Origin of the sequence: Caballeronia sp. LZ034LL (assembly GCF_031451215.1) — a bacterium.
Lineage (GTDB): Bacteria > Pseudomonadota > Gammaproteobacteria > Burkholderiales > Burkholderiaceae > Caballeronia.
Genome location: NZ_JARUXR010000002.1, coordinates 636707 through 663555, shown reverse-complemented (window position 1 = coordinate 663555; position 26849 = coordinate 636707). Strand labels below are relative to the sequence as shown.

Here is a 26849-nt window from a genome sequence, read left to right as displayed (position 1 = left end):
CGCCATCCTCGTTTTTGTAAGAGTGAGGATGTTATCGGGCGACGGGTCGTTCGGAAAACGAGAAAAACAGCTTAGCTTGTGCGGGGCGAGGCCGCGCTTAATGCAATTTCCGCACTAGCAAATCAATAGAAATTGGAAGGCTGCATGCGAAGCCGGCGTTAGCATGATGACCTTTTCATCCGCGCCTCTCGCCCATCAAGTCGATGTCAACACATTCCCCACGCTTCGGTATCTGGGCGCTCGTGCATGGCAGCCGCGCCGCGCTGCAAGACCCCGCAGAACCCTACGACGCTTCGTGGGCCAGAAACAAGGCGTTGGTGCTGGAGGCCGAACGTCTGGGCTATGACTCGGTTCTGGTGGCGCAGCATACGGTCAATCCGCACGATCCGTCTCTCGACCAGCTCGAGGCATGGACGGCCTCTGCCGCACTCGCCGCGCTCACTTCGCGCATCGAGATCATCGCCGCGATCAAGCCGTATCTCTACCATCCGGTCGTGCTCGCAAAGATGGCGCAGCAGATCGAGCACATCAGCGGCGGACGCTTCGCGATCAATCTCGTGAACGCCTGGAACCGGCCAGAGCTCGAACGGGCCGGCATCGGCTTCGCGGAACATGACGAGCGCTATGTCTACGGCCGGGAGTGGATCTCCGTCGTCGAGCGGCTGCTGAACGGCGAGACGGTGAATCATCAGGGCGACAATTTTCATATCGACGGCTATCGGCTGCTGCCCGCCGATCCGTATCGCGCACGGCCGCGCATCTATGTCGGCGGCGAATCCGAGCCCGCGCGCGGGCTGGTGGCGGCCCACGGCGATGTCTGGTTCATCAACGGCCAGCCGCATGACGACGTCGCGCGACTGATCGCCGACGTGTCCAGCCGAGCGCGTCCGTCAGGACATGAGCCGCTGCGTTTCGGGTTGTCCGCGTTCGTCATTGCACGCGCGACCCAGGCCGAGGCCGACGAGCATCTGCATCATCTGTTCGCGCTGGCCGAGCTCGACAAACCGCTGCGCCAACAGCAGAAAGCCAACACCGATCCGAAGGCCGTGATGCACCAGACCTTCGCGCGTTCGGCGCGGGTCGGATCGAACGGCGGTACCGCTGCCGGGCTGGTCGGCGACTACGATACGGTCGCGCGGCGCATCGCCGCGTTCCATCAGGCCGGCATCGAACTCTTCATGCTGCAGTTTCAGCCCTTCGAGGCGGACATGCGCCGCTTCGCCGAGGAAGTCGCGCCGCGCGTCCGGCGCCTGCTCTCCAACTGACGATCAGGCGGCCGACAGGCTTCAGAAGAATGCGCCCGTCGGCGGAAGCTGGCCGGTGAGCGCGTTCTGTCCGAGCAGACGCTCCTTGTAGAGCCGCGGATTGTGCGACGCGATCACCTTGATGTTGCGCCAGTGCCGGTCTAGTGCGCCGACGCGCGACACCACCGAGCCCGAGCCGAGATCGATCAGCCAGGTGGCGGTCTGCGGCGCGAGATCGTCGATCACGACCTTCGCTTCCATCGCCGCGAGCGTGGCGGCGAGCGTCGTCTCGTATTCGGCGTGCGTGCCGTGATGATCCCACGCGAGCTGCAGCGCAGCGACGGCCCGATCCGCGCTCGCCTCGATGCTTGCGGCATAGGCGCGGATACGTCCCAGCAGCGCCTGCAGCACGGGTTCGTCGGTGGGATGCGCCGCCTCGCCATGATAGAAATTGCGGCCACGCGCACGCAGCACGTCCACGGCGTCGAGCGCCACGCGCCGGGCAATGCCGGCAATGCAATTGGTCAGATATACCTGGTGGAAGGTAAAACCCCACGGCGCGGCTTCGTCGCGCTTCGGCGGATCGGCGGGATAGACGTGCGCTTCCTGCACGGCGACATCGCGAAAACGCGCCGTGCCCGAGCCCGTCAGGCGCTGGCCGAAGCCTTGCCAGTCGTCTTCGTCGCCCACTCCCGCGCCGCGTTCGAGCACGTACTGCACGGTGCGTCCCGCGCGGCTTTCGACGGCCGTGCCAATGAAGGCGTCGTTATACAGATTGCCGGTCGCGTAGACCTTTTCTCCTGAGCCGATGTAGGCCTGCCGGATCTCGTCCCATTCGAGCCGGGTCAGCACGCGGGTCGGGCGCGCGCCGGCCGCGACCACATCGGTTTCGGTGAAGCTGAGGCCGATGGTCTTGTGCTGCGCCGTCAGGGCGAGCACGTGGGCATGAAACGGATGGTCCCGTTGCCTCAGCGCGGCTTCGACCAGCCAGAGGTGATTGCGGAACGCATGGGCGATATTGGAGTCCGCTGCCGCCACGTCGCGCGCGACGGTGAAAAGTTCGCGCAGCGACAGGCCGCGCCCTGCGGCATCGGAGGGCAGGCGCAGTGCGCCGAAGCCGAGCGCCTTGAGCTGTGCGACTTCCTCGTGCGGCAGGCGGTGCTCGCGTTCGCGCGCCGCGGCGGTCGCTGCGATGTCGGAGAGGATCTCCGTGAAGCCGAGCGATGCGGACAGCGGCGAGAGGAGCCGCGTGGTGTGGATGGTGTCGGTCATAGGCGTGCCCTTCTTCAAACCCTGATGCTGTAATCCGCGACCTTGATGCGCGAATGGATGATCCTGCGTTCGGCCAGCCAGTCGGCGGCGCGCTGGAACTGCGCGAGGAAGGCGGCATCGTCGGCTTCGTGAAACTGGTTGACGCGCTTGAGGCTGGCGAGATAGTCGCGCACCGGGTCCGGATACTTGCCTTCGCGCTGCACGAGCGTTTCGGCTTCGTTGGAGTGCGTCGACTGCCAGGCGCCTTCGACGTAGTACGTGTCGATCACCGCGCGGACCAGTTCGGAATTCTCCTCGGTGAACTTGCGGCGCGTCACCAGCGAGCTGTAGTCGATCAGGAAGTCGAGATCGCGCCCTTCGTTGAAGATGTCCTTCGCATCGTTCGAGAACCGCGCGATGTCCACGCCCGGCGACCACATCGACCATGCATCGACCTTGCCTTGCGCGAACGCAGGCGCCGCATCCGGCGGATTCAGGTAGACGAACTGCACCTTGTCGCGGTCGATGTGATGCTTCTCCAAAGCCGCGATCAACAGAAACTCGCCCAGGCCCGAACGGTTGACCGCGACCTTGCGGCCGGCCAGATCCGCGACGGAATTGATGCCGCTCGACTTCTTCACGATGATGGCGGTGGAGCGGGGCGAGTAGATGTCGAAGGCGGTGAAGACGATGGGCGAACCGGCCAGCATCGCGGCGAGCGCGGGCGTCGTGGAGCCCCAGAAGCCGAAGTCCGCGCTGCCGCCGACCACGGCCTGGATGGAAGGCGCATGGTTCGGAAACGGGCCGATCCATTCGACCTTGATGCCCTTTGCGCCCAGCGTTTTCTCGAAGACACCGCGCTGCTTGGCGATGTCCGGCAGGCTGCCATAGCCCCAGCCAATTCGTACGGTGTCGGTATTGCGGGTCAGCTTGCGCGGCGGCTCGGCCGCGCGCGCCGTGAGCAGGTTGCCCGTGGCGGCCCCGGCCAGCAGGCCGCCCGCCGCGCGCAACAGCTGGCGACGGCTCAGCGAAGAATCGTTCATCCTGTTCGAGTTCCTGGAGTTGATGCGGGAAAAAATCAGTGCGGCCGTACGCCCAGCTCCTCGAGGAGCGTGGGGCGCAGCGCCTGCGTGGACGAATCCTTCGGCCTGAAGGATGCGGCAATGCGGCCGTCGCGCATGACGAGGATGCGGTCGGCGAGGGTCAGCGCTTCGTCTACATCGTGCGTCACGATCAGCACGCCCGGATGATGCAGCGCGACGAGCTCCTTGACGAGCCCGTGCATCTTGATGCGGGTCAGTGCGTCGAGCGCTGCGAACGGCTCGTCGAGCAGCAAGAGGGCGGGATCGCGCACCAGCGCACGCGCCAGCGCGACGCGCTGCGCCTGTCCGCCCGAAAGGTTGCGCGGCCAGTCGTCTTCACGGCCCGCGAGTCCCACCTCGGCCAGCGCGCGCGCCGCGCCCTTGCGTCCGATGGTGGTCTCATGACCGAGCGCGACGTTCTCCCACAACGTCGCCCAGGGCAGCAGACGATGCTCCTGGAACACCACCGACGGCCGCTCCGGCGCGCGGATCCGGCCCGCGTCCGGCAGGTCGAGCCCGGCGAGCGCGCGCAGCAGCGTGGTCTTGCCGCAGCCGCTCTCGCCGAGCAGCGCGACGAACTCGCCCTTGCGGATGTCGAGGTCCAGCGCTTCGATGACGACGCGGCTGCCATAGCGCCGTTCGAGTCCGCGCACCGATACCGCGAGCGCTGATTGACGCGCGGGCTCGTCGTGCGACACCGGCAACGGCGCGTCATGAGAAAGGGCGATGCCGTGCGTCACTTGCGCAGTCCTTTGTCGTAGTTGGCGTGCCAGGCCAGGAAGCGCGTTTCGAGCTTGCGCACGAATGCGTCGGCGGCGACACCGATGAGTGCGTAGATCACCATGGTCAGCAGGATCACATTGGTATTCAGGAACTCGCGCGCATCCATCGCGAGGAAGCCGATGCCGCGCGTCGTCGCGAGCGTTTCGGCGATGACCAGTGCGAGCCACGCATGCGCGAGGGCATAGCGCACCCCTGTGAGGATCGACGGCATCGCGCCTGGCAGGATGATCCGGCGCACGATCGCGATGTGGCCGAGACCGACGACCTTCGCCAGTTCCATCAGCTTGGGATCGATCTGACGGATCCCGAGCATGGTGTTGATGTAGACCGGAAACAGCACCGCCAGCGCGACCAGGAAGATTTTCGCGGTCTCGCCCACGCCGAACCACACGATCACGAGCGGCAGCATCGCGAGGAAGGGAATCGCGCGCACCATCTGGATCGAGCGGTCGAGAAGCGCCTGCGCGAGCGGCGAGAAGCCGACCAGAATGCCGAGCGCGAGCCCGAGCGCGCCGCCTATGACGAAGCCCGCCGCGGCGCGCAGCAGCGACACACCGAGGTGAATGAAGAGCTCGCCGTTCCTTGCCAAATCGAAGGCCGTTGCGAGGACCTTGCTCGGCGCGGGCAGCACTTGAGGCGCAATGAAGCCGAACCGTGCGGCCGCTTCCCAGACCAGCAGGACGAGCGCCGGCACGAGCCACGAAAGCCACTGGTACAGCGTGGCCTTCGAAACAGCTGGAGCGTTTGCGGTCGCTGCGATAGGGAGATCGCCCGGAGAACTCACGTCGGCCATGTCGATAAGGTCAGTGGCATGTGAAAGAAGTGGGGGAAAAAAGGGCGCCGATGCGGGCAAGCGAGGTCATCTGGCGCAACCAGGCCTGCTATTAGAGGCCGTTCCGTGGCGACGTGACAAACGGTTTATTCTGCTTAGCTTTCCTTTGGAGGCAGTGAAGACTGCCGATGCCGGCTGCGCTCAACGTCCTTTCCACGGCACGAGGCGCCGTTCCAGTGCACGCATGCCGAAGTCGAAGATCCACGCGATTGCACCGATCAGCACGATGCCCATCACCACGACATCGGTGCGCAGAAAGCTCGACGCGTTCAGCACCATCTGGCCGAGTCCGGCCGTGGCCGCGACCATCTCGGCGGCAACCAGCGTGGTCCAGCCAAAGCCAACGGCGATACGCAAGCCGGTGAGAATTTCAGGCAAGGCTGCGGGCAGCACGACATGCCGGACCACTTGCCAGAAGTTCGCGCCGAGCGACCACGCGGCATTCACTTGTTCCGGCGTCGCGCTTTTCACCCCGGCGCGCGCCGCCATCGCAATCGGCGCGAAGCAGGCGAGCCAGATCACGACGATCTTGGCGGTTTCGTCGATGCCGAACCAGATCACGACGAGCGGCAGATAGGCAAGCGGCGGCAGCGGACGGTAGAACTCCAGCGGCGGATCGAGGACGCCCCGCGCGATGCGGTTCACGCCCATCAGGATGCCGACCGGCACCGCCGTGACGACCGCCAGCGCAAAGGCGCCGAATACCCGCACGGCACTCCACAGCAGATGTTCGGACAAGGGCAGTCCGCCCTGAAGACGTCCATGAATCGCGTCCAGAAACGCCTGCCACACGGCGGCGGGCGACGGCAGGAACAGCGGCGGAATCCAGCCAAAACGCGTGGCGGCCCACCACAGCAGCGCCAGCGCCAGCACGCACAGCGTGCTCGGCAGCGCGGTGGGGCCCGCACCGGGCATGCCGCGATAGCGCGCGCGGCGCGGGGTACGCGTTGAAAAAGTGTGCTTGGGACGCAACAGCGGCGCCTCGTGACTGCGGTCGTTCACGCGTCCTCCGTCTCGCTACGATGCAAGCGGCGTGTGAGCCGCTCGCGCCATTCGATGAAGGCCGGCGACGACTTGACCGCGCGCGCATCCCGGTGACGAACGTATTCGCGCGAGAAGGGCAGTTCATGCACTTCCTCGATCCGTCCGGGACCCGGCGTCATGAGCACGAGCCGCGTCGCGAGGAACAGCGCTTCCTCCACGCTGTGCGTGATGAAGAACACCGTCTTGCTGGTGCGCGACCAGACGTCGAGCACCAGTTCCTGAACGTTCTCGCGCGTGAGGGCGTCGAGCGCGCCCATCGGCTCGTCCATCAGCAGCACTTCCGGATCGCTGGCGAGCGCCCGCGCGATGCCCACGCGCTGCTGCATGCCGCCGGACAGCGCGTAGACCCTGGCGTGCTCGTGCTGTGCCAGACCGACCAGCGCGAGCGTGCGTCGCGCGATCTCGCGGCGGGCTTCGCGCTTGACGCCGCGAAAGCGCAGGCCGAGCGCGACGTTGTCGAGCACATCGAGCCACGGCATCAGCGCGTACTTCTGGAACACGACGCCGCGTTCCGCGCCGGGACCTGTGATCGGTTCGCCGTTGAGTGTCGCGCTGCCTTCGGTGGGATCGAGAAAGCCGGCGAGGCAGTTGAGCAGCGTGGTCTTGCCGCAGCCCGACGCGCCCAGCGCGACCACGAATTCGCGGCTGCCGATCTGCAGGTTGACGCCCTGCAGCGCGGGCGCGTCGGCGCCGTCGTAGGTGACGCCCAGGTCGCGGATGGACAGCGACGTCACTTTGCGGCCTGCTGGACGAAGCGCGGATCGACGCCCTTCGAATAGTCGCCGAGCACGTTCTGGATCGTGCCCTGCTGCTTGAGGAACTGAGCCGTGGCCGTCAGCGACTTGGCCGCGCCCGATTGCTGTCCGCCGCCGAGCCAGGTCGGCGAGGCCTGTTCGCCGGCCGTCGGAAACGCATAGAGCGCGAGGCTTGCGGGAACGTCGGCAGCCGTGGCGCCCGATTCCTGCGCGACCGCCTGCACCTCTTTCGAATCGACCGTCCACGCGGCCTTGTTGGCGCGATACTGGGCGTCCGTGTCGGCGAGCACCTTGACGAGGCCGGCGAGGAATTGCGGATTGTCCTGCGCGAACTTGCGGGACGCGACGAAGCCATCGAAGGTCGCTTTGCCCGATTCCTTCGCGACCTCTCCCGACGTGATCAGCACCTTGCCGCTCTGCTTGGCCTTGGCGAGCACCGGGTCCCAGATGTAGGTCGCGTCGATGTTGCCGCGCTCCCATGCCGCGGCCACTTCCGGCGGCCGCAGATTGACGATCTTCACCGACGACGGATCCACACCCGCCTGCTGCAGCGCCACCAGCGCATGAAAGTGCGACGTGGAAACGAACGGCACGCCCAGCGTCTTGCCCTTCAGATCGGCCAGCTTGTTCACGCCCGAGCCGTTGCGTACGACGAGCGCTTCGGCATCGTTGATGTTGTCGAGAATCCAGAAGAGCGACAGGTCGACGCCCTGCGACAGGCCCGCGGCGATCGGACTGGAGCCCGCCTCGCCAACCTGGATGGAGCCCGAAGCAAGCGCGCGGATCACGTCGGCGCCGCTGCCGAGCTTGCGATAGGTCACCTTGTAGCCCGTGGCCTTCTCGACGGCGCCGCTGGCCTGCGCATAGCGCCAGGGCACGACCATGTCCTGATAACCGATCACGACCTCGCGCGTCTCGGCGTGCGCATGAAAGGAAAACAGAGCGGACGTGGCAAGCGTGAACGAAGCCAGGCTTGCGATCAGATGGCGGCGGGTCTGGAATTTCATGGAGAACGACTGAGAGAGGATGAAGCCTTCGACTATAGGCATTTCCCGTGCCGCGGCTACCAAGCAATTCTGCGAAGCAAATGATGCAGCCTGGCCTATGTTTTCGACCCATCATGAGAAGCGCCCGACGCCGCATCTGCGGCGCCGGGCGCTTGCCTTGAAGGTCGGTTTCTTCAGACTTGCACGAGCACGTGAGATCGATCACATGCCCTCGCGGCGTCACTTCTGCGGCGCGCCATCCCACGCAGGCAGCGTGGCGCCGTGATAGACCTTCAGGATCGTCGAGGCGACATCGGCTTGCTGATAGCTGTCCACTACCGTCTTCACCCACGGCGCCTTCGCATCCTTCGCATTCACCGCAATGAAGTTGCGATACGGATTGCCCGGCACGCTCTCCTGTGCAATACGTTCCTGCGGAATCCTGATGCCGGCCTTGATGGCCCAGTCGGTGTTGACCACGGCGGCATCGAGGTCGCCGATGGCGCGTCCGACGATTCCTGCGTCGAGCTCCTTGATCTGCACGTGCTTTGGATTGCTGGCGATATCGCGCGCGGTCGGCAGCAGGCCGACTTTGTCGCGCAGCTTGATGACGCCATTGGCCTGCAACAGCAGCAGCGCGCGGCCTTCGTTGCTCGGGTCGTTCGGCACGCCGATGGCCGCGTTTTGAGGCAGCTCGGCCACCGACTTCACCTTGCGCGAATAGAGTCCGATCGGCTGCACATAGGTGAACCCGACCGGCACGATGTCGTAGTGGCGCGCCTGGATCTGCGCATCGAGATACGGCTTGTGCTGGAACGAATTGGCGTCGAGGTCGTGCTGGGCAAGCGCCTCGTTGGGCTGGGTGTAGTCGGCGAAGGTCGTGATCTTCACCGTGATGCCTTGCTTCGCCGCGTTGGCCGCGACCGTGCGCCAGACGTCTTCGTCCTCGCCCGACATGATGCCGACTCGAACCGTCTGGCCCGCTGCCTGCACCGGCTGTACGCAGGCCACGCCCCAGGCAAGGAGAATCGAGAGCAATGCGGACTTCATCGGCGTGGTGGTCTTCATAGCGGGGCGTGGTCAGTGGAAAAGACGTGATCCTAGTGCGGCGCGCAAGGGGTCGCAAATAACTTCGAGCGCTATGGTTATCTCGCGTCACGCGCGGCGGGCTTTATCGGCGCTCATGCTTTCCTTTCCATGTGCGCCCTGGAAAGCGTGTGACAAATTCGCGTTTAAGAGCACGCGTGGCGAACTCTAGAATCGCAGGTTGTCACGTCAAGCCATCCGCTCCGCCATGCCTCGCCACATCCGCCTGAATGCCTTCATGATGAATTGCGTCGGGCATCTCGCGCCCGGTCAGTGGACGGCGCCCGACGACCGCTCGGTCGGCTATCTCGACACGGACTACTGGGTCGATCTCGCGAAGGTGCTCGAGCAAGGCCTGTTCGACGGTCTGTTCCTCGGCGACGTCACCGGCATCTACGACGTGTTCGGCGATAGTCCTGCCGCGGCGCTCCGTACTGCCGCGCAAGTGCCGATGAACGATCCCGTCCCGCTGATCCCACTGATGGCGCATGCAACGCGACATCTCGGCTTCGGCGTCACGGTGTCCGTCGCTTACGAGGCGCCCTATCTGCTCGCGCGGCGCTTCACGACGCTCGATCATCTGACTCGCGGCAGAGTGGCCTGGAACGTCGTGACGTCTTACTTGCAAAGCGGCGCGCGCAGTCTCGGTCACACGGAACTGCGCGCCCACGATGAACGCTACGATCGCGCCGACGAGTTCCTCGAGGTCTGCTATCAGCTCTGGGAAGGAAGCTGGCAGGAGGGCGCGCTCAGGCGCGACCGCCAACGCGGCGTGTATGCCGATCCCGAACGGGTACGCCCGATCGCCCACAAGGGCCGTTACTTCGAGAGCGAAGGGATCTTCCAGTGTGAACCGTCGCCGCAACGCACGCCCTTGCTGTTCCAGGCCGGCGGCTCGGCGCGCGGCACGCGCTTCGCCGCACGCCACGCCGAGTGCATCTTTCTCGGGGCGCCGACGCGCAATGGCCTGCGCACGTCGGCCCGCGCGATGCGTGCGGCGCTCGAGCAGGCAGGACGCGCGCCCGACAGCGCGCAGCTTTTCGCGATGCTCACCGTGATCGTCGACGAGACCGCCGAGCGGGCGCAACAACGCTACGAAGCGTACCGGCAACGGGCGAGTTATGAAGGGGCGATCGCGTTGCTTTCGGGCTGGACGGGGATCGACCTGTCGCGCTACCGGCCGGGCGACACCCTGAGCTATGTCGATACGGACGCCGGTCAGTCGGCGCTTGCTTCCTTCAGCAAGCTCGATCCGGAACGCGAATGGACCGTGCGCGATGCCGTGGAGTTCGTGACCATCGGCGGAAGAGGGGCCGTGGTGGTCGGCGACGCCGCGCAAGTCGCCGATGAATTGCAGTCGTTGATGGAAGACACCGGAATCGATGGGTTCAATCTCGCGTGGGTGGAGTCGCCGCGCACTTTCCACGATGTCGTCGAGCATCTCGTGCCAGAGCTTCAGCGGCGCGGGGCTTACAAGACCGCCTATGCCGATGGCACGCTGCGCGAGAAGCTGCTGGGCGAGGGTCCTTATCTGCAAGCGCCGCATGTGGGCGCGAGTTTTCGCTGAGTGGGCGAGCGCTTCAAGCGGCAATCGCCGTCATTAGCATAGTTGCAATCCCGATGATGCCTCGCGAAACAGCGACGCATGACCGGGCACCTGACTGATCGAGCATGCCGAAAATCCCGCGTTTCTCATCGTTCTCCGCCAACCGGTCGCGCGACTCCGCGAAGGCCAACCCGCAATCGCCCGCTTCGCCGCGACGGCGGCTGCTGGGCGGTCTCGCGCTGTCGGCCGTCGTGACGCCGCACGCGAAGGCCGCCTCCACACTCTTGCAGCCGCTCGGCGTCGAGCCCTGGACGCGCGTACCCGGCGCTCCGATTCTCGACCATCCGTATGGCCAGCCGTCGCCGCACGAAGCGGGCGTCGTGCGCCGCGCGGCGCGTGCGTGGCCGGTGCCGGGCGCGGCTTCGTCGCTGACGCCGCTGGCCGATCTGCATGGCGCGATCACGCCGAACGGACTCGTCTATGAGCGCCATCATGCTGGGGTACCGGATATCGATCCGGATCAGCACCGGCTCGTGATTCATGGTCTCGTGCGTGAGCCGAAGCTGTTCACGATGGACGACGTGCTGCGCTTGCCTTCCGAATCGCGCGTGCACTTTCTCGAATGTTCGGGCAACACCGCGAGCGAATGGAAAGGGCCGAGCGGCTTGCCCGTGCAGCTCACGCACGGTCTTCTGTCGTGCTGCGAGTGGACTGGCGTCCGGCTTTCGACGTTGATCGAGGCCGCCGGCGGCCTCGTGACGAACGATGGTCAGAAACCGCGCTGGATTCTCGCGGAAGGCTCGGATGCGGCGGCCATGACGCGCAGCCTGCCGCTCGAGCGCGTGCTCGATCATGCGCTGGTCGTGTACGCGCAGAACGGCGAACGCCTGCGGCCGGAGAACGGCTATCCGCTGCGGCTTCTGATCCCGGGCTTCGAAGGCAACACGCACGTCAAGTGGCTGCGCAGGCTGAAGCTCGTCGATGCGCCGCTCGAAACGCGCGAGGAGACATCGAAGTACACGAACCTGCTGGCCGATGGCCGTGCGCGTCAGTTCGTGTTCGAGATGGACGCGAAATCCGTCATCACACGGCCATCGCCCGGGCACGCGCTGACGACTCACGGCTATTACCCGATCGTGGGACTGGCGTGGTCGGGCCGCGGCGCCATCCGCGGGGTCGACGTGTCCGTCGATGGCGGGCGATCCTGGCAAGCGGCGCGGCTCGATGGCCCGGTGCGCGATCGTGCGCTCACCCGCTTCCATTTCGGATGGGTGTGGAACGGCGAGCCGGCCGCGATACTTTCGCGGGCGACGGATTCGACCGGGTATGTCCAGCCCACCCGCGAGGCGCTGGTTGCCGCGCGCGGGTTGAACTCGAACTACCACTATAACGGCATCCAGCAATGGCGCATCGGCGCCGATGGCAGCGTGAAAAATGCATAGCGACATCGCTCGAAACCTGTGTTCCTTGCGCCCGATGATGGCGGGCCTGACGGCGCTGTGTCTGGCCGCCTGCTCGGGTCCGCCGCGAGACGGACATGCTTCGCACGGCACGGCGGCTGATGCGACGCCGCGCGCCGCCATCGACGCCATCGGCACCCCGGTGAGCGCCGCGGACATTGCCGCGTGGAACATCGACGTCGCCCCCGACGGTCACGGCCTGCCTGCGGGCAGCGGCGACGTGGCAACCGGCGCCCGGATCTTCGCGACGAAGTGCGCCGCGTGCCATGGTGCGAAGGGCGAGGGCGTGCTGGGCGACCAGCTGGTCGGCGGGCGCGGCACGCTCGCGAGTGCGAAGCCGGTGCGCACGGTCGGCAGCTACTGGCCGTATGCGACGACCCTCTTCGACTACATCCGCCGCGCGATGCCGTATAACGCGCCGCAATCGTTGAGCGCGGACGAGGTGTATGCGCTGAGTGCGTGGATCCTGAATCAGAACGGCATCGTTCCCGACGATGCTCGCCTCGATGCCCGTTCGCTGGCTGCCATCCGCATGCCGAATCGCGATGGATTCGTTCCGGACCCGCGGCCGGGACGGCTTTAACCGGGATGCCGATGGTTCATGAGCCCCGGCGCGATCGAGCGTGTTTTCGCGACTTGAAGTAACTTGGCGCGATACCTCACTCCTTCATTCATCCACGCGATGCCATACTCCCGCCAACTTCATCTCGGCGCGTTCATGCGTCCGGTCAGCCTGCACACCGGCGCGTGGCGCTATCCCGGCGCGTACCCCGATGCCAACTTCAACTTCCGGCATCTGAAGCAGTTCGTCCAGAAGCTCGAGCAGGCCTGCTTCGATGCGTTCTTCATGGCCGATCATCTCGCGGTGCTCAACATGTCGGTGAATGCGCTCAAGCGCAGCCACACCGCGACCTCGTTCGAGCCGTTCACGTTGCTGTCCGCACTTGCCTCGGTGACGGAACGCATCGGGCTGGTGGCGACGGCGTCGACCACCTTCGACGAGCCGTATCACATCGCACGGCGTTTCGCGTCGCTGGATCATCTGAGCGAGGGGCGCGCGGGGTGGAATCTCGTTACCACGTCGAATCCGGATGCCGCTCGAAACTTCGGCCGCGAAGACCACATGGAGCACGACGAGCGGTACCGACGCGCGCGCGAGTTCTACGATGTTGTGACGGGTCTGTGGGACAGCTGGGCCGACGACGCCTTCGTGCGCGACACCGCAAGCGGCCTCTTCTTCGATCCGGACAAGCTGCACGTTCTCGACCACAAGGGGCCGTATCTGTCGGTGCGCGGGCCGTTGAACATCGCGCGGCCGGTGCAGGGTTGGCCGGTGGTGGTGCAGGCGGGGTCGTCGGAAGCGGGCAGGCAGCTCGCCGCCGAAACGGCCGATGCGGTCTTCACCGCGCAGCCGAATCTCGCGGCGGCCAGGCGCTTCTATGCCGATGTCAAAGGCCGCATGGAACGTGCCGGCCGCGCGCGCGAGCATCTGAAGATATTGCCCGGCGCGTTCGTCGTCGTGGGCGATTCGCGCGACGAAGCGCAGGAGAAGCGCGCCTTGCTCGACACCTTCGTGCACGACGACAGCGGCTTCGCTTCATTGTCGATTGCGCTAGGCCACGATGTTTCGTCCTTCGATCCCGATGGCCCGCTGCCCGACATACCCGAGACCAACGCGAGCAAGAGCGCGCGCGAACGCGTGATCGAGCTGGCGCGTGCGGAGGGGCTTACCGTCCGGCAACTGGCGCAGCGTGTCGGCGGCTATTCCGGCTTGCAGATGGTGGGAACCGCGCAGGAGATTGCCGACGAGATGGAGCAATGGCTCGTCGAGGAGGGCAGCGACGGATTCAATGTGATGTTCCCGTTCCTGCCCGAAGGGCTCGATGATTTCGTCGGGAAGGTGGTGCCCGAGTTGCAACGGCGCGGCCTCTTCCGACGCGCTTACGAAGGCACGACGTTGCGGGAGCATCTCGGCTTGCCGAGGCCGGGCAACCGCTTCTTCGAGCGCGAGTAAGTTCTGCACGTCCTGCGAGATACCGGGCTCGCGGGCACCGAATTATTACGAAAGTTTTTAATTCGTCAGCCGTTAATAAAAGTCTGTCAGTCAAATAAAAAGAACGAGTACAGATGAGAACAAGTTTGTCGGTCCACGCCATCCGTGCGCGGCTTGCTGCGCGCGGCGGTCCGAAGCAGAAACGTGTACGACAGCCTGTTGCTTCCGGAACGATTGCGCCGATCATCGCTTCGACGCTGCTGGCAACCTCGCTGCTGGCCGGATGCGGCGGTAGCGACGGACAGCCGGATCCTCTCGCCACCTACAAGAACCAGCACATTGCCTGGGCGCCGTGCAACGCGGAACAGACCGATGGCATTCCCGCGCTCACCGTGAGCGCGCTGGGTTCGGACCTGAGCTGCGCGGAACTCAAGGTGCCGATGGACTATGCGCATCCCGCTGCGGGCGACATCACCATCGGCGTGATGCGCGTGGCCGCGGCTGCACCGAAAGAGCGCGTCGGCGCCATTCTCTTCAATCCGGGCGGACCGGGCGGTGACGGATATCAGTTCGGGGCGCTCAAGGCGAGTCTGGCGCGTCTCGTCAATCCGGCGAACGAAGGCTATCGCGGTCTCTACGAGATGTCGCGCAAATTCGATTTCGTCGGGTTCTCGCCGCGCGGGGTCGGCCGAAGCACGCGACTCGAATGCTCGATGTCCGGATCCTTCCAGCACCTCGACTGGCTGCCGAACCATCTGACGCAGGAGAACATCGACCGCGTGCTCCATAACGACCGGCTCTATGCCGAGGCGTGCCGTCCGGTGCCGCTCGCGCCGTTCATCAATACGGACGCCACCGCGCGCGACATGGACGTCCTGCGTGCCGCACTCGGCGATGCCAGGCTCAACTACGTCGGCTATTCCTACGGCACGCTGCTAGGCGCGTGGTATGCGGCCTTGTTTCCGCAACAGACGGGGCACATGGTGCTCGACAGTTCCGTGGACTACGACATGCCGTTGCCGCTGCAGTCGCAGGCAGTTGCTCAGCAAAAGCTCTACGACGACACCATTTCGCTCTACGCCTTCACGAAGGTCGATCAGGTTGCGCTGCCTAATACGCTGGCCGGCATCCGCTCGATCTTCACCGATGCGCCCGACTGGTCGCGTTACTTCCTCGCGTTCCACCTGTATCAGGTAATGCCGTACCACAGCGCTGTCGATGGGGTGATCGTCGTCATGGCCGCGGCCCACGCGATCACGCAGACGAGCGCACTGCACCTGACGCCCGATGAGTACTTCGAGGCGCTGTCCCGGCGCGTCTACTTCCCCTACGACAAGAAGTTCGACGAGGCCGCGAGAAAGATCGCAACCGCTTCGACCTCCGAGTACTACGAGTCCGTAACGGGCGATTACTCGCCCATCCAGGCGCCGACGGACTGGGTCAACGCGACCGTGCGCTGTTCGGATGCACCGGTGTCGACGAACCCCGCGTACTGGGTCAGCCGCGCGCAGCTCATCACGCGTGAAGCGCCGATCGCCCGCAGTTCCGATCTGGAAAATCCGTGCATCTACTGGGGGCCCGTGACGGTCGCCAAGCCGGCGTTGTCCAACGCAGCGAAATCGGCCCCGCCGATCCTGATGTTGCAGGCCGAGAACGACATGCTGACGCCGCTGGCCGGCGCGCAGGCCACCCTTTCCGCCTTGCCTTCCGCGAGCATGATCCTCGTGAACGGCGAGTACACGCATGGCTTGTTTCCGTACGGAACGGCCTGCGTCGATACGAACGTTGCCAACTACTTCCTGACCGGCGCGATGCCGCCACGCAATACCGCGTGTGCGGGTTATGTGCTCCCGGGCGTGATGGTGGATGCGACGGGCACCTCGGGCAGCTCGGGCGTGTCGGCCAGGCGTGCATTGGGCAATTCGTTCAATTCGTTCAATTCGTTCACCGATCCCGAACAGGCCCAGGACATTCTCGAGCGTACCCGCGCGATCATGCGGACGCGCGGTTGAGCCTTCTGCTGCAATTCTTTCATTCACGACAACATGATCCGAACTCGTACTCAACGCGCCGTGGCGGGCCTGATGGCCGTCGCCATGGTGCTGCTGTCGGCCTGCGGCGGCCACGACGATACCCCCGTAGCGCAAGACACCACCGTGCTGGTCTATATGATCGGCTCCAATCTGGAGTCCGGCGCCGATACCCCGAACGAAGGCGGCGCGGGCTCGCTCAATGTGAGCGAGATGCTGCTCGCGCAGGCGCCTGCCAACGCGAACATCGTCATTGAAACAGGCGGCGCCGCGCAGAGCTACCGCGTGGGTCCGGTGCCCGACTGGCGCAACGTACGTCGCTATAGTGTGGCGAACCAGAAGCTGACCGAACTCGCCAATCTCGGTCCCGTCGACATGGGTCAGCCCGAAACGCTCACTGACTTCATCACATGGGCGAAGCAGAAGTACCCGGCGAAGAAGTATCGTCTGGTACTGTGGGATCACGGCGGCGGCTGGACCGGCTATGGCGACGACGAGAACAGCGAGCACGGCTTCACGCTTGCGCAGCTCACGCAGTCCATCCAGGCAGCGGTCGCGGCGACCCACATTCATTTCGACGTGATCGGCTTCGATGCCTGTCTGATGGCGACCGTCGAAGTGGCGAGCGCGCTGGCGCCGTACGCGGACTATCTGCTTGCCTCGGAAGAGAACGAGCCGGGCCCCGGCTGGAACTGGCAGGCACTGGTTCAGAACGCGACGGCGGACGCGAAGACCTTCGGGCAAGTCGTCGCCGATGCGTTCATCCTCAAGCAGGCGCAGGCACAGGAACCGGCGGACGCTTCCTCGACGCTGTCGCTCATTGATCTCTCGAAGATCGGCGCGGTCCGCTCCGCGCTGGACACCCTTGCACAGCAGCTTTCTTCCGCGGTGACGGATGCGCAGAGCTGGCTCGTGGTGGCGCAGTCGCGTCTGGCCTCCACGTCGTTCGGAGGCGCGGACGAAACGGACATCGTCAATCTCGCGGCGCATCTGGGCGCGGGCGGCGTGGCCGTGCAGGCTGCGAACGCGCTTTCCGAGGCTACGACCGCTGCGGTCGTCTACAAGAACAACGGCCGCAACTTCCAGGACGCAGGCGGTCTGAGCGTGTACTTCCCGGCCAGCGCGCTGGACACCCGGACCCCGGCGAGCTATGCCGCGATTGCGTTCGACGCCGGCTATCAATCCATGGTCGCATCGTTCTCGAAGAGCGGTCTCGGATTTCCGGGTTCGGTCGGCATCGACACGACCGGCACCACGAACGCGCAATTCATGGTGAAGGTCACCAGCCCGTTCGGCATCCGTTCACTGGACCGCGCGCTCCTCACGGTACCGCAGGCAGACGGCATGGCCGTGATGGCGGGCACGGTGCCCATCGGCATCGTGCCGACGGCGCGAGCGTCCAGCGTCATGGCTGTCACGCGCACCGGCACGTGGATGACGCTGAACGGCTATCCCGTGGTGTTCATCGACAAGCTCGGCAACGGTGACGACGACAAGACGGATCACCGTCGCTTCTACAACGTACCCATCGAGGTGGATGGCGTGGCGGTGGCGCTGCGTGTGACCTTCGACGACAGCGGCAATATCGTCCCGCTCGGCATCACCGACGGCAATGTGGACACGAGCCGCCTGCAGCCGTTGCCCGACGCGAGCAGCGAGATTCGCACGCTCGGCATCGAGTACGACACGCTGCATGACAAGCTGGGCGGGCTGACGCCGGTCTCGCCCGTATTTCATGGCGGCAACTTCATGTTCTCGACGACCACCGTCGACGGAACGTATGACGAAGGCGTGTTCATCACGAGCATTCGCGGCGACTACAAGCTGTCGACGCTGTTCCCGCGGTCCTGATCCCGCTTTGACCTGACGAAGAATCGCCCGCTGCACGTGTGCAGCGGGCGATTTCATTGTGGAGCGTGACGCTCAATCAGTGTGGCGTATGACGTGCGAGAAGTCGTCGCCGATCGAGGCGCCGCTGGGCCGCGTGATCAGGCTGCGGCGCTTGAGTTCATCGAAGGAACAGGCCTGGCCCAGCAGTCCCAGGCGATAGCTGTAGTCGTCCGCGTGACCGCTCAGCAATACCTTCCAGCTGTAGCGCATGTGCGGCGCGATGGTGCGCGCGTGACGAAGGATGTTGGTGGTGCAGTTGTTGAAGAGGGTGTGGTAATGCTCGGGGCGCTCGTTGAGCTGGTTCACGCGCAGCAGATAGTCCCTGAACAATGCGCGCGCGGTGTCCGGCGTGACGTCGGCGCGATAGAGATTGACGCGCTCGCGCCGCACGTCGGTACGGACGCCGATCAGATCGCGCTCGTCCGCCACCACGTAGATCAGATCATAGTTGCGGAAGAAACCTTTCCAGGTCGAGTAGTGCTGGCCGATCCGGCGTCGCGTCTCGATCGAGATGGACAGATAGCGTCCATCGTCAAATCCGAAGCTCACGAAGACATGTGCGATTGAATCATGCGCCCAGCGCGAGACAACCAGGTCCACGCTGTGCAGGCGTGCGAGGTCGTAGTCGGCGTCGAAGTAGGAGGGCGTGCATTCGTCCCGCGTGCGATACGTGAAATGGCGGACGTTGCGGATGCGCACGATATCGTCGCACCAGATGGCGGAGGCGGTACGCGCATATTCTTCCACCCAGGCTGCAGCTTGTTTCACGCATGGCTCCACGTCAGGTTCGCCACGAACAGCAGTTGCGCAAGCAGGTTGAGCGCGACGAAACTTGCATGATAGATCTGATTGCGCGTGCGGATCGCAAAGAGGCAGCCCACTGCGAACGCGGCTGTCTTGACCCAGTACATGTCGCCGAGACTGGCCACGTGCAGTTCGCCCTTGATGAACGAATCGCCGATGTCGATCACGCTTTCGGCGAAGGCGAGGCCGAAGAACCAGGCACGCCTCGACATGAAATAGTCGCGATAGTCGGCATAGTCACGCAGGCTGTCGGGGAACAACATGGCGCACATCAGGTAGATGATGAACGCGTAGAAGATCAGATAGATATAGATGCCGAAGGTCCACACCGGGATTTCGCGCAGGTTGAATTCCCACCACCAGAACTGCAGGATATTGAGAATCAGCGAGGCGACCCATGCCATGTGGATCGGATAGATATTCTTCTGCGAGGGATGCTGGATGGCGGAGCTGAGGCCCTTGAGCATGTGCGTCAGGCCGAGACTGACGATCATGCCCATCACGATCCGCACATGGGTGAACTTTTCCATGACGGGGGCCGCAGGCTAGCTGCGGCGCGCGCGGCGCGCCTGTCTCAGGCTGAGTGCCGCGAGCGCGAACCAGCCGATTGCCGGCGGATGAGTGATCACCCGCAAAGCGCGGGCGTAGTCGAGCACGAGCCCCGGCGTCCATGCCATCGTATGCGCGCGGTGCCGCAGTTGCGCGGCGATCCATAGTTCCGGCGTCGCCACGAGGCGCACCGCGTCCATCCAGCCGCCCTCGCGATACGCCGTGCCTTCGAGCGCCGCCTCGATGGCTTCGGCCACCGTGCTCGAACAGTTGCGGTTGGTGAGGTTGTAGATCCCGGTCGCCTTGTAGGTCCGGCTGAAGGCCTCGAGGCGCGCGGCGTCGAAGCGGCGGAAAGTGATGCGCGCCGTCGATTCGCACCAGCTTGCGGCTTCTTCGGGATAGCTCGGCAGGAAACGTCCGGCCACGTTGTTCGATGCATCCGCGCGCAGCAGGCGGGCGAATTCCTCGGGCGAGCGGTCGATCTCCGCTGCGGGATAGAGACTCAGATAAAGCGCTCCCGCTTCGAGGGCGGCATGGCCTGTCGAGATCACGCCATGCACATCAACTGCCGCGATATAGCGATCCACCACCGGACGGCTCAGCGCCTTGTTCCGGGCCGACCCGACCGGCGTCCAGACGTGCACGATCATCGGTGCGTCATGGTCCGCTTCAGGATCGGACACCAGCGCTGCCTCGGCCTTCGCGTCCTTGCGCAGACGCAGATACAGCCAGATCATCCGGCAGCCGCTCACGGCCATCCACATGCCGATGCAATAGGGCACCGTACCGCGATAATGCGTCGGATACGGTTGAAAGAACATGATCGCCAGCAGGATGCTCGCGACGCCGAGCGCCATCGTGGAACGCCAGTGGCGATACCGTACCACCCATGCCGCCGCAATCAGCAACGCGCCTTCGAGTGCGAAGCCCGCACCGAAGATCATGGCGAGCAGGAAGTCGGAATAGCTGTGACGCACGATCACCAGCACGCCGATCAGCACGCCGATCAGACCTTTGACATAGCGAAAGCGCGTCTGGAGCGACAAGCCGCTCTTCGCCAGCACGATGGCAGCCACGCCTTCGGCCGCCAGCAGCACGCCAAAGCTTTGCAGCGGAAACCACAGGGCGCCGTCGAGCGCATCGGCGGTCACGAACGCGCCGATGCCGAGCCAGATGGCGCCGAGTACGAGCAGCTTGGGCAGATGCCGGCTGATATAGCGCGCGCCGAGCAGATGGAGCAGGAGTTGGATCATTTTGCAGCGCCTTCCGTGGCCATGGAGGATTCGGTTTCGTGCGCGTCGGCCATGTCGCGACGCAGGCACAACTGGAGCGCTTCGACAGCGCGGGCATGGCGCAACCGGGCGGCGCGCTGGCGTTTCGGATCGCGTCCCGCTGCTTCGCTCTGCTGTTCCGCGCGGGCGCGGCGCTCGTCTTCGAGCAGCGAGGCAACGACTGCATCGCCGCGGCGGCTTTCATCGAGCAGCCGCACGAAGGCATGCACGTTTTCAATCGAGATCGAACGTGCCTTCTCGCCGATGGCAAGCGCGCGGTTCCAGATGGACACGATGATGGCCGCGACCCAGACGAGCACATTGGCGGGCACGACCCACGCCGGCAGCGGCAGGGCCTGTTCCGCACCGTGCAGCCAGTTCGGTGCGCCGGCCGCGCCCGGTGCGCCGTTCGCGGACGACACCGCGCTTTCCAGCGCGTGATGACGCGCCACCTCGATATCGACGCCCTTCGACGCGAGCAGCAAGGCCACGACGAACAGGATGATGCCGGCCACGAAGATGTTCTGCCGATGCTCGCCTTCATAGATCGAGCCGATCGCCTCGCGCAATGAATCGAGCATCAGAACGGAGGCGACGATCGGCAACTCCGCGCTGCCGAGGAAGTTCACGATGCCGTGATTGCCGCCCACCTGCGCATGCAGCATGGTCAGTACGGCGGTGACGAACACAGTAAGCACGACGCCGCCGATGGCATCGGCCAACACGGCCTTTTTCATGATGTGCAGAGCTTCCGGGGTTGAGCGATGAGGCCTGTATCGTCGTGTCGAACGTTGCGGCCGTTACGAATCTGCTAACGGAAGATCGCGGCAGAACTTGAGGCCGCCGTTCCCGCTTCAGGCGGCTTGACGTGAGCCCGCTCTGGTGTCCACGTTGCGGCGATTCCAGCGCGCCAGTGCCTTGGACGCGATGGGATGGGCGACACCGCTGGCAACCGCATTCGTTTCCATCTCGCGCAGGAAGGCGGCTGTTTCGAGCGCCACCAGCTCGCGTTCGTTGTCGGACGTGACGATATGGTAGGAGTCGTCGAGCCATACCGCACGGGTCGTCGGTGCGCTGATCCGCTCCAGCACGCGCAGCGCGTTGTGCGGGCTGGTGGTGTCGTCGTCGATGGCATGCACGACGAGTGTTGCCGCGGTCACTGCTTCGATGCCCGCAGCCGCCGATGCCATCAGACGCCCGCCCTCATGAATGGCCGTCAGCGAAAGCGACGGCGGACCGATCTCGCTCAGCGCATCGCGCGAGACGGCCCGCGCGACCTTGGCGCGCAGCGCCTCGTTGCGCAGGCCGAACGGCGCCGACTCGCGATAGCGGTAATGTTTGCGGAGCGGCGTGTAATACATCAGGTTGATCAGATCGAGATACCACGGGATCGCCCAGCCGTCGAAAGCAAGCGACACCGAGAGCAAGGCCAGCGAACGCGCGCGAGGACGCTCCTGCGCGATCCGCAGCGCGAGCGTCGCGCCCATCGAGAGGCCGCCGATCGACACGTGCCGATAGCGCGCAGCGAGCAGGTCGAATTCGCGCAGCGCCGCTTCGATCCACTCCTCCATGTTGCCCTCGGACGAGTCGACGCTATAACCGTCCAGCATGGGCACGCGGACGGTAAAGCCCTTGTCGTTGAGGAAGCGCGCCAGGTAGCGCAGTTCGAGCGGAGAACTCGACATGCCGTGGAACAGCAGGACCGCGTGCTCGTCGCCCTGCAGATGGATGGAACAGCGACGCCAGTCGTCGCTGGACGTGCCCGCCGACAGTTGAGCCGAGGACGCGTGCTCCCGATCCGGGAGGGCCGCGACGGTCCCGTCCCGCTCCGGTCGCGGCGCTTCGCCGCCAGCCCGGTGCGCGAGCGTACGCGCGTTGTCGTGGCGAAGCAGGATCTCATAGCGCGAGCGCGCGACCGATCCGACGAGGCGCACGCCGTATCGGGCGCGCTGCAAGGCTTCGATCAACAGAATCAGCGCAAGGGCCACGATGCCTGAGCCCGCGGTGACGAACAGCGCGCCGGAGTCGCTGCGCGGCACGAACAGCATTCCGCCGATGCCGGGCGCGAGCGCAAACGCAAACGTCCATATCGCGGGTGCCAGCCCGATCGCGCATTCGATGACGACGGCAGCGGCGAACAGCGGCATGGCTGCGATCACGGAAGCGGGCGATAGCAGATGGATAGCCGCGCTCGCAACAGCTGCGGCGAGCAAGGCCGTCAGTGCGGCAAGCCGGCGTTTCTGGCTGTACGGAACCCAGCCGCGCAGATTCTGGATCTTCATGGTGATGGTTCGAAGCGAAGCGTTTGCACGCCCGGCGTATCGTTTCAATGCTTCAGCAACTGATAGTGGATCGGGTTGTCGTCGCATTGACCCGCGCCGCACTCGAGCACCGTGGAAAGAAGGTTGGCCGCGACCAACAGCGTGAAGAGCGCACCCATCGCGCGCGATGCCTTGCCATGCCGGGATGCCTCGTGCATCGCGGGCCGTTTGGCCGCCGCGTCTTTCGCGACGAACATCAGCGCGACATGGCACACGACGCCGAGGGTCGCGATCAGCGACCACGTGTAGAAGTGCAGGCCAAGAAGCGTCGAACCGTAGCCCGCGTCACCGGGCGGCAAATGAAGCGAGACTTGCCGGATCGAGATGATTCCGGTGACCAGACTGCCGACGAGAATCATCGCGTAGTGCGCGCCGCGCTCGCCGACGCGCAAGTTGGACAGGAAGCCCATCCCGATCGCGACGAAGCCGGCCCGTTGCAGGAGGCACAGCGGGCAGGGCAGCTCGCTGTGCGCGAATTGATAGTAGAAGGCGATCGTCAGGATCAGCGAGATGCCGAACAGCCCGAGCATGTTCAGCTTCCATACGATCGACCCGGGAGGTGTGTCGGAGGTATCCATCGTCGCGTCAGAAAGAGAAGTTGAGCGGGTCGGTCGCGTGATGAAAGAACCACGCGACCGTTACCACCAGCGTGACGGTCCAGACCGCGTAACTCCAGACCGTGCGCGAGCGCAGACGGGATCCGCCCAGCAACACGCAATTCGCGAGCGCCAGCAGGAAGGGCAAAAACATGTACATGAACGAGCGTTCCTTGATCTGCCGGCTTGCGCGCGGTTACGTCAGTTGACGATGGTTACCGGGATCTCGAGCGGTCCGCCCCGCGTGGAGGGCGCGGCAGCGGCAGGCATCGTGTTGAAGCGGATGTAGTCCGTCGAGCCGACCGTGGCGTTGTCGCTGGCCTTCACCGTGACGCGCTTGTAACCCGCGTATCGCGAACCCTTGCCAGCGGACGTCACCAGCCACGACGGTGCATCGACGAGTTGCCAGCCCAGACGGTAAGGCGTGGAGGCGTCGCCGGCGTAGACATCGATGGTGGTCGACTGGCCCGGCTTCAGCAGCAGCGGCGTGGGGTTTTCCGTATCGATCGACTGATAGGTGCCGTTGTTCGCCAGCAGTCTCACATCGAATACCGGCGGCGAGGCCGTGATCGTGTAGGGCTTGTCGTTGCGATAGCCATAGAGCGATGCCGAATTGAACAGCACGGCCATCGGCAGGGCGCCAGCCCGCTGGAAGAAGCCGAAGTTGCCGGACATTTCATTCACCGTGACGCGCACATCGTCGGGTCTGGCTTGAGGGCTGCCGTCGTTGGGAATGCGGAACAGGCCCCAGGCCGTCATCTGGACGCCATCGACGGTGGTCGGATCGGCATCGAAGAGATCGCCGCCGAAGCTGAATCCCACCGAGGTCGCGTGCGAGAGCGAGAACTTGAGCTGTCCGTTCGATGACGAGTTGATGATGTTGACGGCGCTATACGAGTAGCTCGTCGCCACTTCGCTCGACACGCTGGCTTCCGGACCCTTGTCGCCGACCTTCAGTCCCGCGCCGACCTTCTCCGAGCGCGACTTGTTGCGAATCAGGGTCGACGGCCACGACCCTTCGATGATGCCGGCCACGGAGCTGTCGTTGCGCAGCACCGTGAGGTCGAAGGCGAGGGTATGGTCGTTGTTGAAGAAGCCGCAGTAGTTGGAATCGCAGGGGCCTTTCACGCGCGGATTGGCCGCCCATACCGCGCGCACGAGATAGTAGTCGTCGTTCAGATAGGAGTTGAGCCGGAAGACCGACAGGTTGAGCGTCACGTTGCCCGTGGACTGGTCCGCGAAGTACGTATTGGTGCGCGTGTTCAGCTGGAGCGTCTGACGGCTCGAACCGATCAGGGTCCAGGCGTTGGGATCCGGCAAGGCGAAGCCGGGCACCTGCGCGTCCTTCGCGACTGAGCGCAACTGGGACTTCGCGGTGGCGACGGCGGTCACGGCCGCGCCGCTGGTCTGAGCCGCGCGCAACGTGGCGAGGCAGTCGGCGACCTGGGCGTCGAGCTGGTCGGTGCTTCCCGCATAGGTGCATTCGGTCGGCGCATTGCTGTCGTCGGTCGACCGGGCGAGTACATAGCGCTGCGTGGCCGCGTCGCCGCCCGAGGCTCTCGGTGCGGACGAAGCCGGCACGGAGTTGATCACGAGGCTGTCGGAGGCGGGATCGACGGCCTGGACGCCGTCGAGCGCGGCGAAGGTCGGCGCCTGGTCCGCCGGACTCCAGGGGTCGATTTCGGCGTCGGCAACGATTGCGTAGCCGGCGTTGTAATGCGCGATGACGGAGCACATGTCGACGCTGCGCGAGTCGACCTGGAAGACCGGGTAGCCCGTGACATCGGCCACTGCGGCGGTCGACTGACAACTGGCCGGCGCATTGACCATCGCCGAATTGACCGAGGCCGTCGTATGGTCGGTGCCGCCGCAGCCGGTGAGCGCCGCGCTGACGACCAGCAGGCCGATCCCGGCGGGCGACAGAACTTTGCGTGGCAGCCGCGGGAAATACCGTGCGTCCGATTTCATTTTGATTGCTCTTCCGAATGTGGCGCTGAATGGATCGGAATAACGGCAATCTTTCAGAAATCTGATGCGAATACTTAAAAGTTTTTAATTTGCAAGGGTGAGTTCATGAAATTGTTGCCGGGCATGGCGTTGGGCCCCGAGATGCCGGATGTGTCGGCCTGTCTGGCTGACTTCTCCAGGTCGAAGCGCGGCGTCCATCGCAACGTTCCATTTTTCTGTCGAAAACTTGGCGATGAATTAGTCGCAGACGATATGCGTTTCGTAACTCTTCGCTCATTGTCGCGGCCTAGATTACGTCCCGTGATCAAAGCATTGCGGACGAGCGAAATGACCGCCTATATCGACAAGACGCAAGTGAAGGAAGTGGCCGCGCTGAGCCGGACCTTCACCGAACGCACGGAGTGGCCGACGTGGATCCTGCTCGCGGTCATCCACGGCGGCTGGCTCGCGGTCGTTCTCGCGATGCACGCAGGGCGCCTGCCGCTGGTCGCGGGCACACCGTTGCTGATCCTGCTTTGTGCGTGGCATATGTCGCTCCAGCATGAACTGCTGCATGGACATCCGACGCGCTCGGTGCGCATCAACCAGTTGCTCGGCAGTGTTCCCTTGTCGGTCTGGTATCCCTACCGGATCTATCGCGACACGCATCTTGCGCATCATCGCGATGCCCGGCTGACCGCGCCCGGTCTCGATCCGGAAAGCAATTACGTGCTGCGCGAACAATGGGGCGCGGCGTCGCCGCTGCAACGCGATCTGTGGCGGGCACGGAAGACCTTCATCGGCCGGCTGCTGGTCGGGCCGCCGCTCAGTGTCTTCTCGATGGTGAAGGCAACGTTCGACGACTGGCGCCACGGCGAATGGCGTTACGCACGGGTCTGGGCGGTGCATGCCGTCGTCGTGGCGGCGCTGCTCTTCTGGCTGCAACGGTTCGAAGGCATCGCATGGTGGTATTACTTGCTGGTCGTGACATGGCCTGCGCTTTCCCTGGCCATGATCCGGTCGCTTTATGAGCACCGTGCGGACCCGGAGCCGAAACACCGCATCGCCATCAATGAAGCGGGATGGGTCATGCGGCTGCTCTATCTGAACAACAACTATCATCTCGTGCATCACGATCTTCCGCATTTGCCGTGGTATCACCTGCCGCGCGTGTACCGGATGCGCCGCAATGCCTACGCTGCGAGAAACGGTGCGTTCGTGATCCATGGCGGGTATTGGGAGTTGCTGAAACGCTATGCGTGGAACGAGACCGATGCGCCTGTGCACCCGGGGTTTGCAAGTGCGGGGGACGGTTCTGCGATACAAGGACCTGCTGCGGAAAAACGCGGTGAGGATGAGCGGGTGGTGGCTTGAGGATA

24 protein-coding genes are annotated in these 26849 nt (G+C 64.6%); 8 read left to right on the top strand and 16 right to left on the bottom strand.

The features are described from left to right. The first annotated feature begins 203 nt into the window (after window positions 1-203). Entirely contained in the window at window positions 204-1265 is a 1062-nt protein-coding gene (locus tag QCE83_RS17390) for an LLM class flavin-dependent oxidoreductase (RefSeq protein WP_309813333.1), read from the top strand. A gap of 21 nt (window positions 1266-1286) precedes the next feature. Here QCE83_RS17390 and QCE83_RS17385 read toward each other — a convergent pair whose 3' ends face one another. From QCE83_RS17385 to QCE83_RS17350, 8 genes are all read right to left on the bottom strand, one after another. Then, window positions 1287-2516: an acyl-CoA dehydrogenase family protein gene (locus tag QCE83_RS17385; protein ID WP_309813330.1), complete on the bottom strand. Its 1230-nt coding sequence runs from the start codon at window positions 2514-2516 to the stop codon at window positions 1287-1289. A gap of 14 nt (window positions 2517-2530) precedes the next feature. Beyond that, window positions 2531-3538 (bottom strand): NrtA/SsuA/CpmA family ABC transporter substrate-binding protein, encoded by a 1008-nt coding sequence (locus tag QCE83_RS17380; protein ID WP_309813327.1) that lies wholly within the window; start codon window positions 3536-3538, stop codon window positions 2531-2533. A gap of 35 nt (window positions 3539-3573) precedes the next feature. After that, the gene (locus tag QCE83_RS17375) at window positions 3574-4317 is read right to left on the bottom strand and encodes an ABC transporter ATP-binding protein (protein ID WP_309813325.1); all 744 of its coding nucleotides are present in this window, start codon (window positions 4315-4317) and stop codon (window positions 3574-3576) included. Further along, window positions 4314-5153, bottom strand: coding sequence for an ABC transporter permease subunit (locus tag QCE83_RS17370; RefSeq protein ID WP_309813322.1), 840 nt, complete (start codon window positions 5151-5153; stop codon window positions 4314-4316). The genes QCE83_RS17375 and QCE83_RS17370 overlap by 4 nt, the downstream gene beginning before the upstream one ends. 180 nt (window positions 5154-5333) lie before the next feature. Further along, window positions 5334-6164, bottom strand: coding sequence for an ABC transporter permease subunit (locus QCE83_RS17365; RefSeq protein WP_309815451.1), 831 nt, complete (start codon window positions 6162-6164; stop codon window positions 5334-5336). A gap of 26 nt (window positions 6165-6190) precedes the next feature. Continuing rightward, window positions 6191-6970, bottom strand: a complete 780-nt coding sequence (locus QCE83_RS17360) for an ATP-binding cassette domain-containing protein (RefSeq protein WP_309813318.1) — start codon at window positions 6968-6970, stop codon at window positions 6191-6193. Further along, window positions 6967-7998 carry a taurine ABC transporter substrate-binding protein gene (gene tauA, locus QCE83_RS17355; protein WP_309815448.1) on the bottom strand — a complete coding sequence of 344 codons (1032 nt, stop codon included), beginning with the start codon at window positions 7996-7998 and terminating at the stop codon, window positions 6967-6969. The genes QCE83_RS17360 and tauA overlap by 4 nt, the downstream gene beginning before the upstream one ends. Before the next feature lie 219 nt (window positions 7999-8217). Further along, entirely contained in the window at window positions 8218-9045 is an 828-nt protein-coding gene (locus tag QCE83_RS17350) for a MetQ/NlpA family lipoprotein (protein WP_309813315.1), read from the bottom strand. Window positions 9046-9271: 226 nt separating this feature from the next. On the opposite strand from QCE83_RS17350, the gene QCE83_RS17345 reads away from it, so the two are divergent. The 6 genes from QCE83_RS17345 to QCE83_RS17320 all read left to right on the top strand — a co-directional run bounded on the left by QCE83_RS17345 (window position 9272) and on the right by QCE83_RS17320 (window position 17943). Further along, complete coding sequence (locus tag QCE83_RS17345; protein WP_309813313.1) at window positions 9272-10630, top strand: LLM class flavin-dependent oxidoreductase; 1359 nt, start codon at window positions 9272-9274, stop codon at window positions 10628-10630. A 104-nt stretch (window positions 10631-10734) separates the two neighbouring features. Beyond that, window positions 10735-12051: a sulfite dehydrogenase gene (gene soxC / locus QCE83_RS17340; protein WP_309813310.1), complete on the top strand. Its 1317-nt coding sequence runs from the start codon at window positions 10735-10737 to the stop codon at window positions 12049-12051. Beyond that, window positions 12044-12652 (top strand): cytochrome c, encoded by a 609-nt coding sequence (locus QCE83_RS17335; RefSeq protein ID WP_309813306.1) that lies wholly within the window; start codon window positions 12044-12046, stop codon window positions 12650-12652. The genes soxC and QCE83_RS17335 overlap by 8 nt, the downstream gene beginning before the upstream one ends. Window positions 12653-12751: 99 nt before the next feature. Next, the gene (locus QCE83_RS17330) at window positions 12752-14083 is read left to right on the top strand and encodes an LLM class flavin-dependent oxidoreductase (RefSeq protein ID WP_309813303.1); all 1332 of its coding nucleotides are present in this window, start codon (window positions 12752-12754) and stop codon (window positions 14081-14083) included. 113 nt (window positions 14084-14196) lie between these two features. Further along, window positions 14197-16074: an alpha/beta hydrolase gene (locus QCE83_RS17325; protein ID WP_309813300.1), complete on the top strand. Its 1878-nt coding sequence runs from the start codon at window positions 14197-14199 to the stop codon at window positions 16072-16074. A gap of 33 nt (window positions 16075-16107) precedes the next feature. Further along, on the top strand, window positions 16108-17943 hold the full coding sequence (locus QCE83_RS17320) for a clostripain-related cysteine peptidase (protein ID WP_309813298.1): 1836 nt from the start codon (window positions 16108-16110) through the stop codon (window positions 17941-17943). A gap of 72 nt (window positions 17944-18015) precedes the next feature. Here QCE83_RS17320 and QCE83_RS17315 read toward each other — a convergent pair whose 3' ends face one another. The 8 genes from QCE83_RS17315 to QCE83_RS17280 form a co-directional block, all read right to left on the bottom strand. Continuing rightward, on the bottom strand, window positions 18016-18750 hold the full coding sequence (locus QCE83_RS17315; protein WP_309813295.1) for a DUF4105 domain-containing protein: 735 nt from the start codon (window positions 18748-18750) through the stop codon (window positions 18016-18018). Further along, window positions 18747-19316 (bottom strand): hypothetical protein, encoded by a 570-nt coding sequence (locus tag QCE83_RS17310; RefSeq protein WP_309813291.1) that lies wholly within the window; start codon window positions 19314-19316, stop codon window positions 18747-18749. Before QCE83_RS17310 ends, QCE83_RS17315 begins: the two co-directional genes overlap by 4 nt. Window positions 19317-19331: 15 nt before the next feature. Beyond that, complete coding sequence (locus QCE83_RS17305; protein WP_309813288.1) at window positions 19332-20588, bottom strand: MFS transporter; 1257 nt, start codon at window positions 20586-20588, stop codon at window positions 19332-19334. Continuing rightward, entirely contained in the window at window positions 20585-21343 is a 759-nt protein-coding gene (locus QCE83_RS17300; RefSeq protein WP_309813286.1) for a hypothetical protein, read from the bottom strand. Before QCE83_RS17300 ends, QCE83_RS17305 begins: the two co-directional genes overlap by 4 nt. A 117-nt stretch (window positions 21344-21460) precedes the next feature. Continuing rightward, window positions 21461-22888 (bottom strand): alpha/beta hydrolase, encoded by a 1428-nt coding sequence (locus tag QCE83_RS35140; RefSeq protein ID WP_404984967.1) that lies wholly within the window; start codon window positions 22886-22888, stop codon window positions 21461-21463. 44 nt (window positions 22889-22932) lie between these two features. Then, on the bottom strand, window positions 22933-23505 hold the full coding sequence (locus QCE83_RS17290) for a disulfide bond formation protein B (protein WP_309813282.1): 573 nt from the start codon (window positions 23503-23505) through the stop codon (window positions 22933-22935). Window positions 23506-23512: 7 nt separating this feature from the next. Then, window positions 23513-23683, bottom strand: coding sequence for a DUF5993 family protein (locus QCE83_RS17285; protein WP_309813280.1), 171 nt, complete (start codon window positions 23681-23683; stop codon window positions 23513-23515). Between the two features lie 41 nt (window positions 23684-23724). After that, window positions 23725-25491, bottom strand: a complete 1767-nt coding sequence (locus tag QCE83_RS17280; protein ID WP_309813277.1) for a hypothetical protein — start codon at window positions 25489-25491, stop codon at window positions 23725-23727. 327 nt (window positions 25492-25818) lie between these two features. On the opposite strand from QCE83_RS17280, the gene QCE83_RS17275 reads away from it, so the two are divergent. After that, a complete protein-coding gene (locus QCE83_RS17275) occupies window positions 25819-26844 on the top strand; it encodes a fatty acid desaturase (protein WP_309815439.1) in 1026 nt (341 codons plus the stop codon). Window positions 26845-26849 lie beyond the last annotated feature (5 nt).

Coding starts and splice junctions, on each gene's coding strand:
- QCE83_RS17390 (WP_309813333.1), top strand. CDS start 204: ATGTCAACACATTCCCCACGCTTCGGTATCTGGGCGCTCGTGCATGGC.
- QCE83_RS17385 (WP_309813330.1), bottom strand. CDS start 2,516: ATGACCGACACCATCCACACCACGCGGCTCCTCTCGCCGCTGTCCGCA.
- QCE83_RS17380 (WP_309813327.1), bottom strand. CDS start 3,538: ATGAACGATTCTTCGCTGAGCCGTCGCCAGCTGTTGCGCGCGGCGGGC.
- QCE83_RS17370 (WP_309813322.1), bottom strand. CDS start 5,153: ATGGCCGACGTGAGTTCTCCGGGCGATCTCCCTATCGCAGCGACCGCA.
- tauA (WP_309815448.1), bottom strand. CDS start 7,998: ATGAAATTCCAGACCCGCCGCCATCTGATCGCAAGCCTGGCTTCGTTC.
- QCE83_RS17350 (WP_309813315.1), bottom strand. CDS start 9,045: ATGAAGACCACCACGCCGATGAAGTCCGCATTGCTCTCGATTCTCCTT.
- QCE83_RS17345 (WP_309813313.1), top strand. CDS start 9,272: ATGCCTCGCCACATCCGCCTGAATGCCTTCATGATGAATTGCGTCGGG.
- soxC (WP_309813310.1), top strand. CDS start 10,735: ATGCCGAAAATCCCGCGTTTCTCATCGTTCTCCGCCAACCGGTCGCGC.
- QCE83_RS17335 (WP_309813306.1), top strand. CDS start 12,044: ATGCATAGCGACATCGCTCGAAACCTGTGTTCCTTGCGCCCGATGATG.
- QCE83_RS17330 (WP_309813303.1), top strand. CDS start 12,752: ATGCCATACTCCCGCCAACTTCATCTCGGCGCGTTCATGCGTCCGGTC.
- QCE83_RS17325 (WP_309813300.1), top strand. CDS start 14,197: ATGAGAACAAGTTTGTCGGTCCACGCCATCCGTGCGCGGCTTGCTGCG.
- QCE83_RS17320 (WP_309813298.1), top strand. CDS start 16,108: ATGATCCGAACTCGTACTCAACGCGCCGTGGCGGGCCTGATGGCCGTC.
- QCE83_RS17310 (WP_309813291.1), bottom strand. CDS start 19,316: ATGGAAAAGTTCACCCATGTGCGGATCGTGATGGGCATGATCGTCAGT.
- QCE83_RS17305 (WP_309813288.1), bottom strand. CDS start 20,588: ATGATCCAACTCCTGCTCCATCTGCTCGGCGCGCGCTATATCAGCCGG.
- QCE83_RS17300 (WP_309813286.1), bottom strand. CDS start 21,343: ATGAAAAAGGCCGTGTTGGCCGATGCCATCGGCGGCGTCGTGCTTACT.
- QCE83_RS35140 (WP_404984967.1), bottom strand. CDS start 22,888: ATGAAGATCCAGAATCTGCGCGGCTGGGTTCCGTACAGCCAGAAACGC.
- QCE83_RS17290 (WP_309813282.1), bottom strand. CDS start 23,505: ATGGATACCTCCGACACACCTCCCGGGTCGATCGTATGGAAGCTGAAC.
- QCE83_RS17285 (WP_309813280.1), bottom strand. CDS start 23,683: ATGTACATGTTTTTGCCCTTCCTGCTGGCGCTCGCGAATTGCGTGTTG.
- QCE83_RS17280 (WP_309813277.1), bottom strand. CDS start 25,491: ATGAAATCGGACGCACGGTATTTCCCGCGGCTGCCACGCAAAGTTCTG.
- QCE83_RS17275 (WP_309815439.1), top strand. CDS start 25,819: ATGACCGCCTATATCGACAAGACGCAAGTGAAGGAAGTGGCCGCGCTG.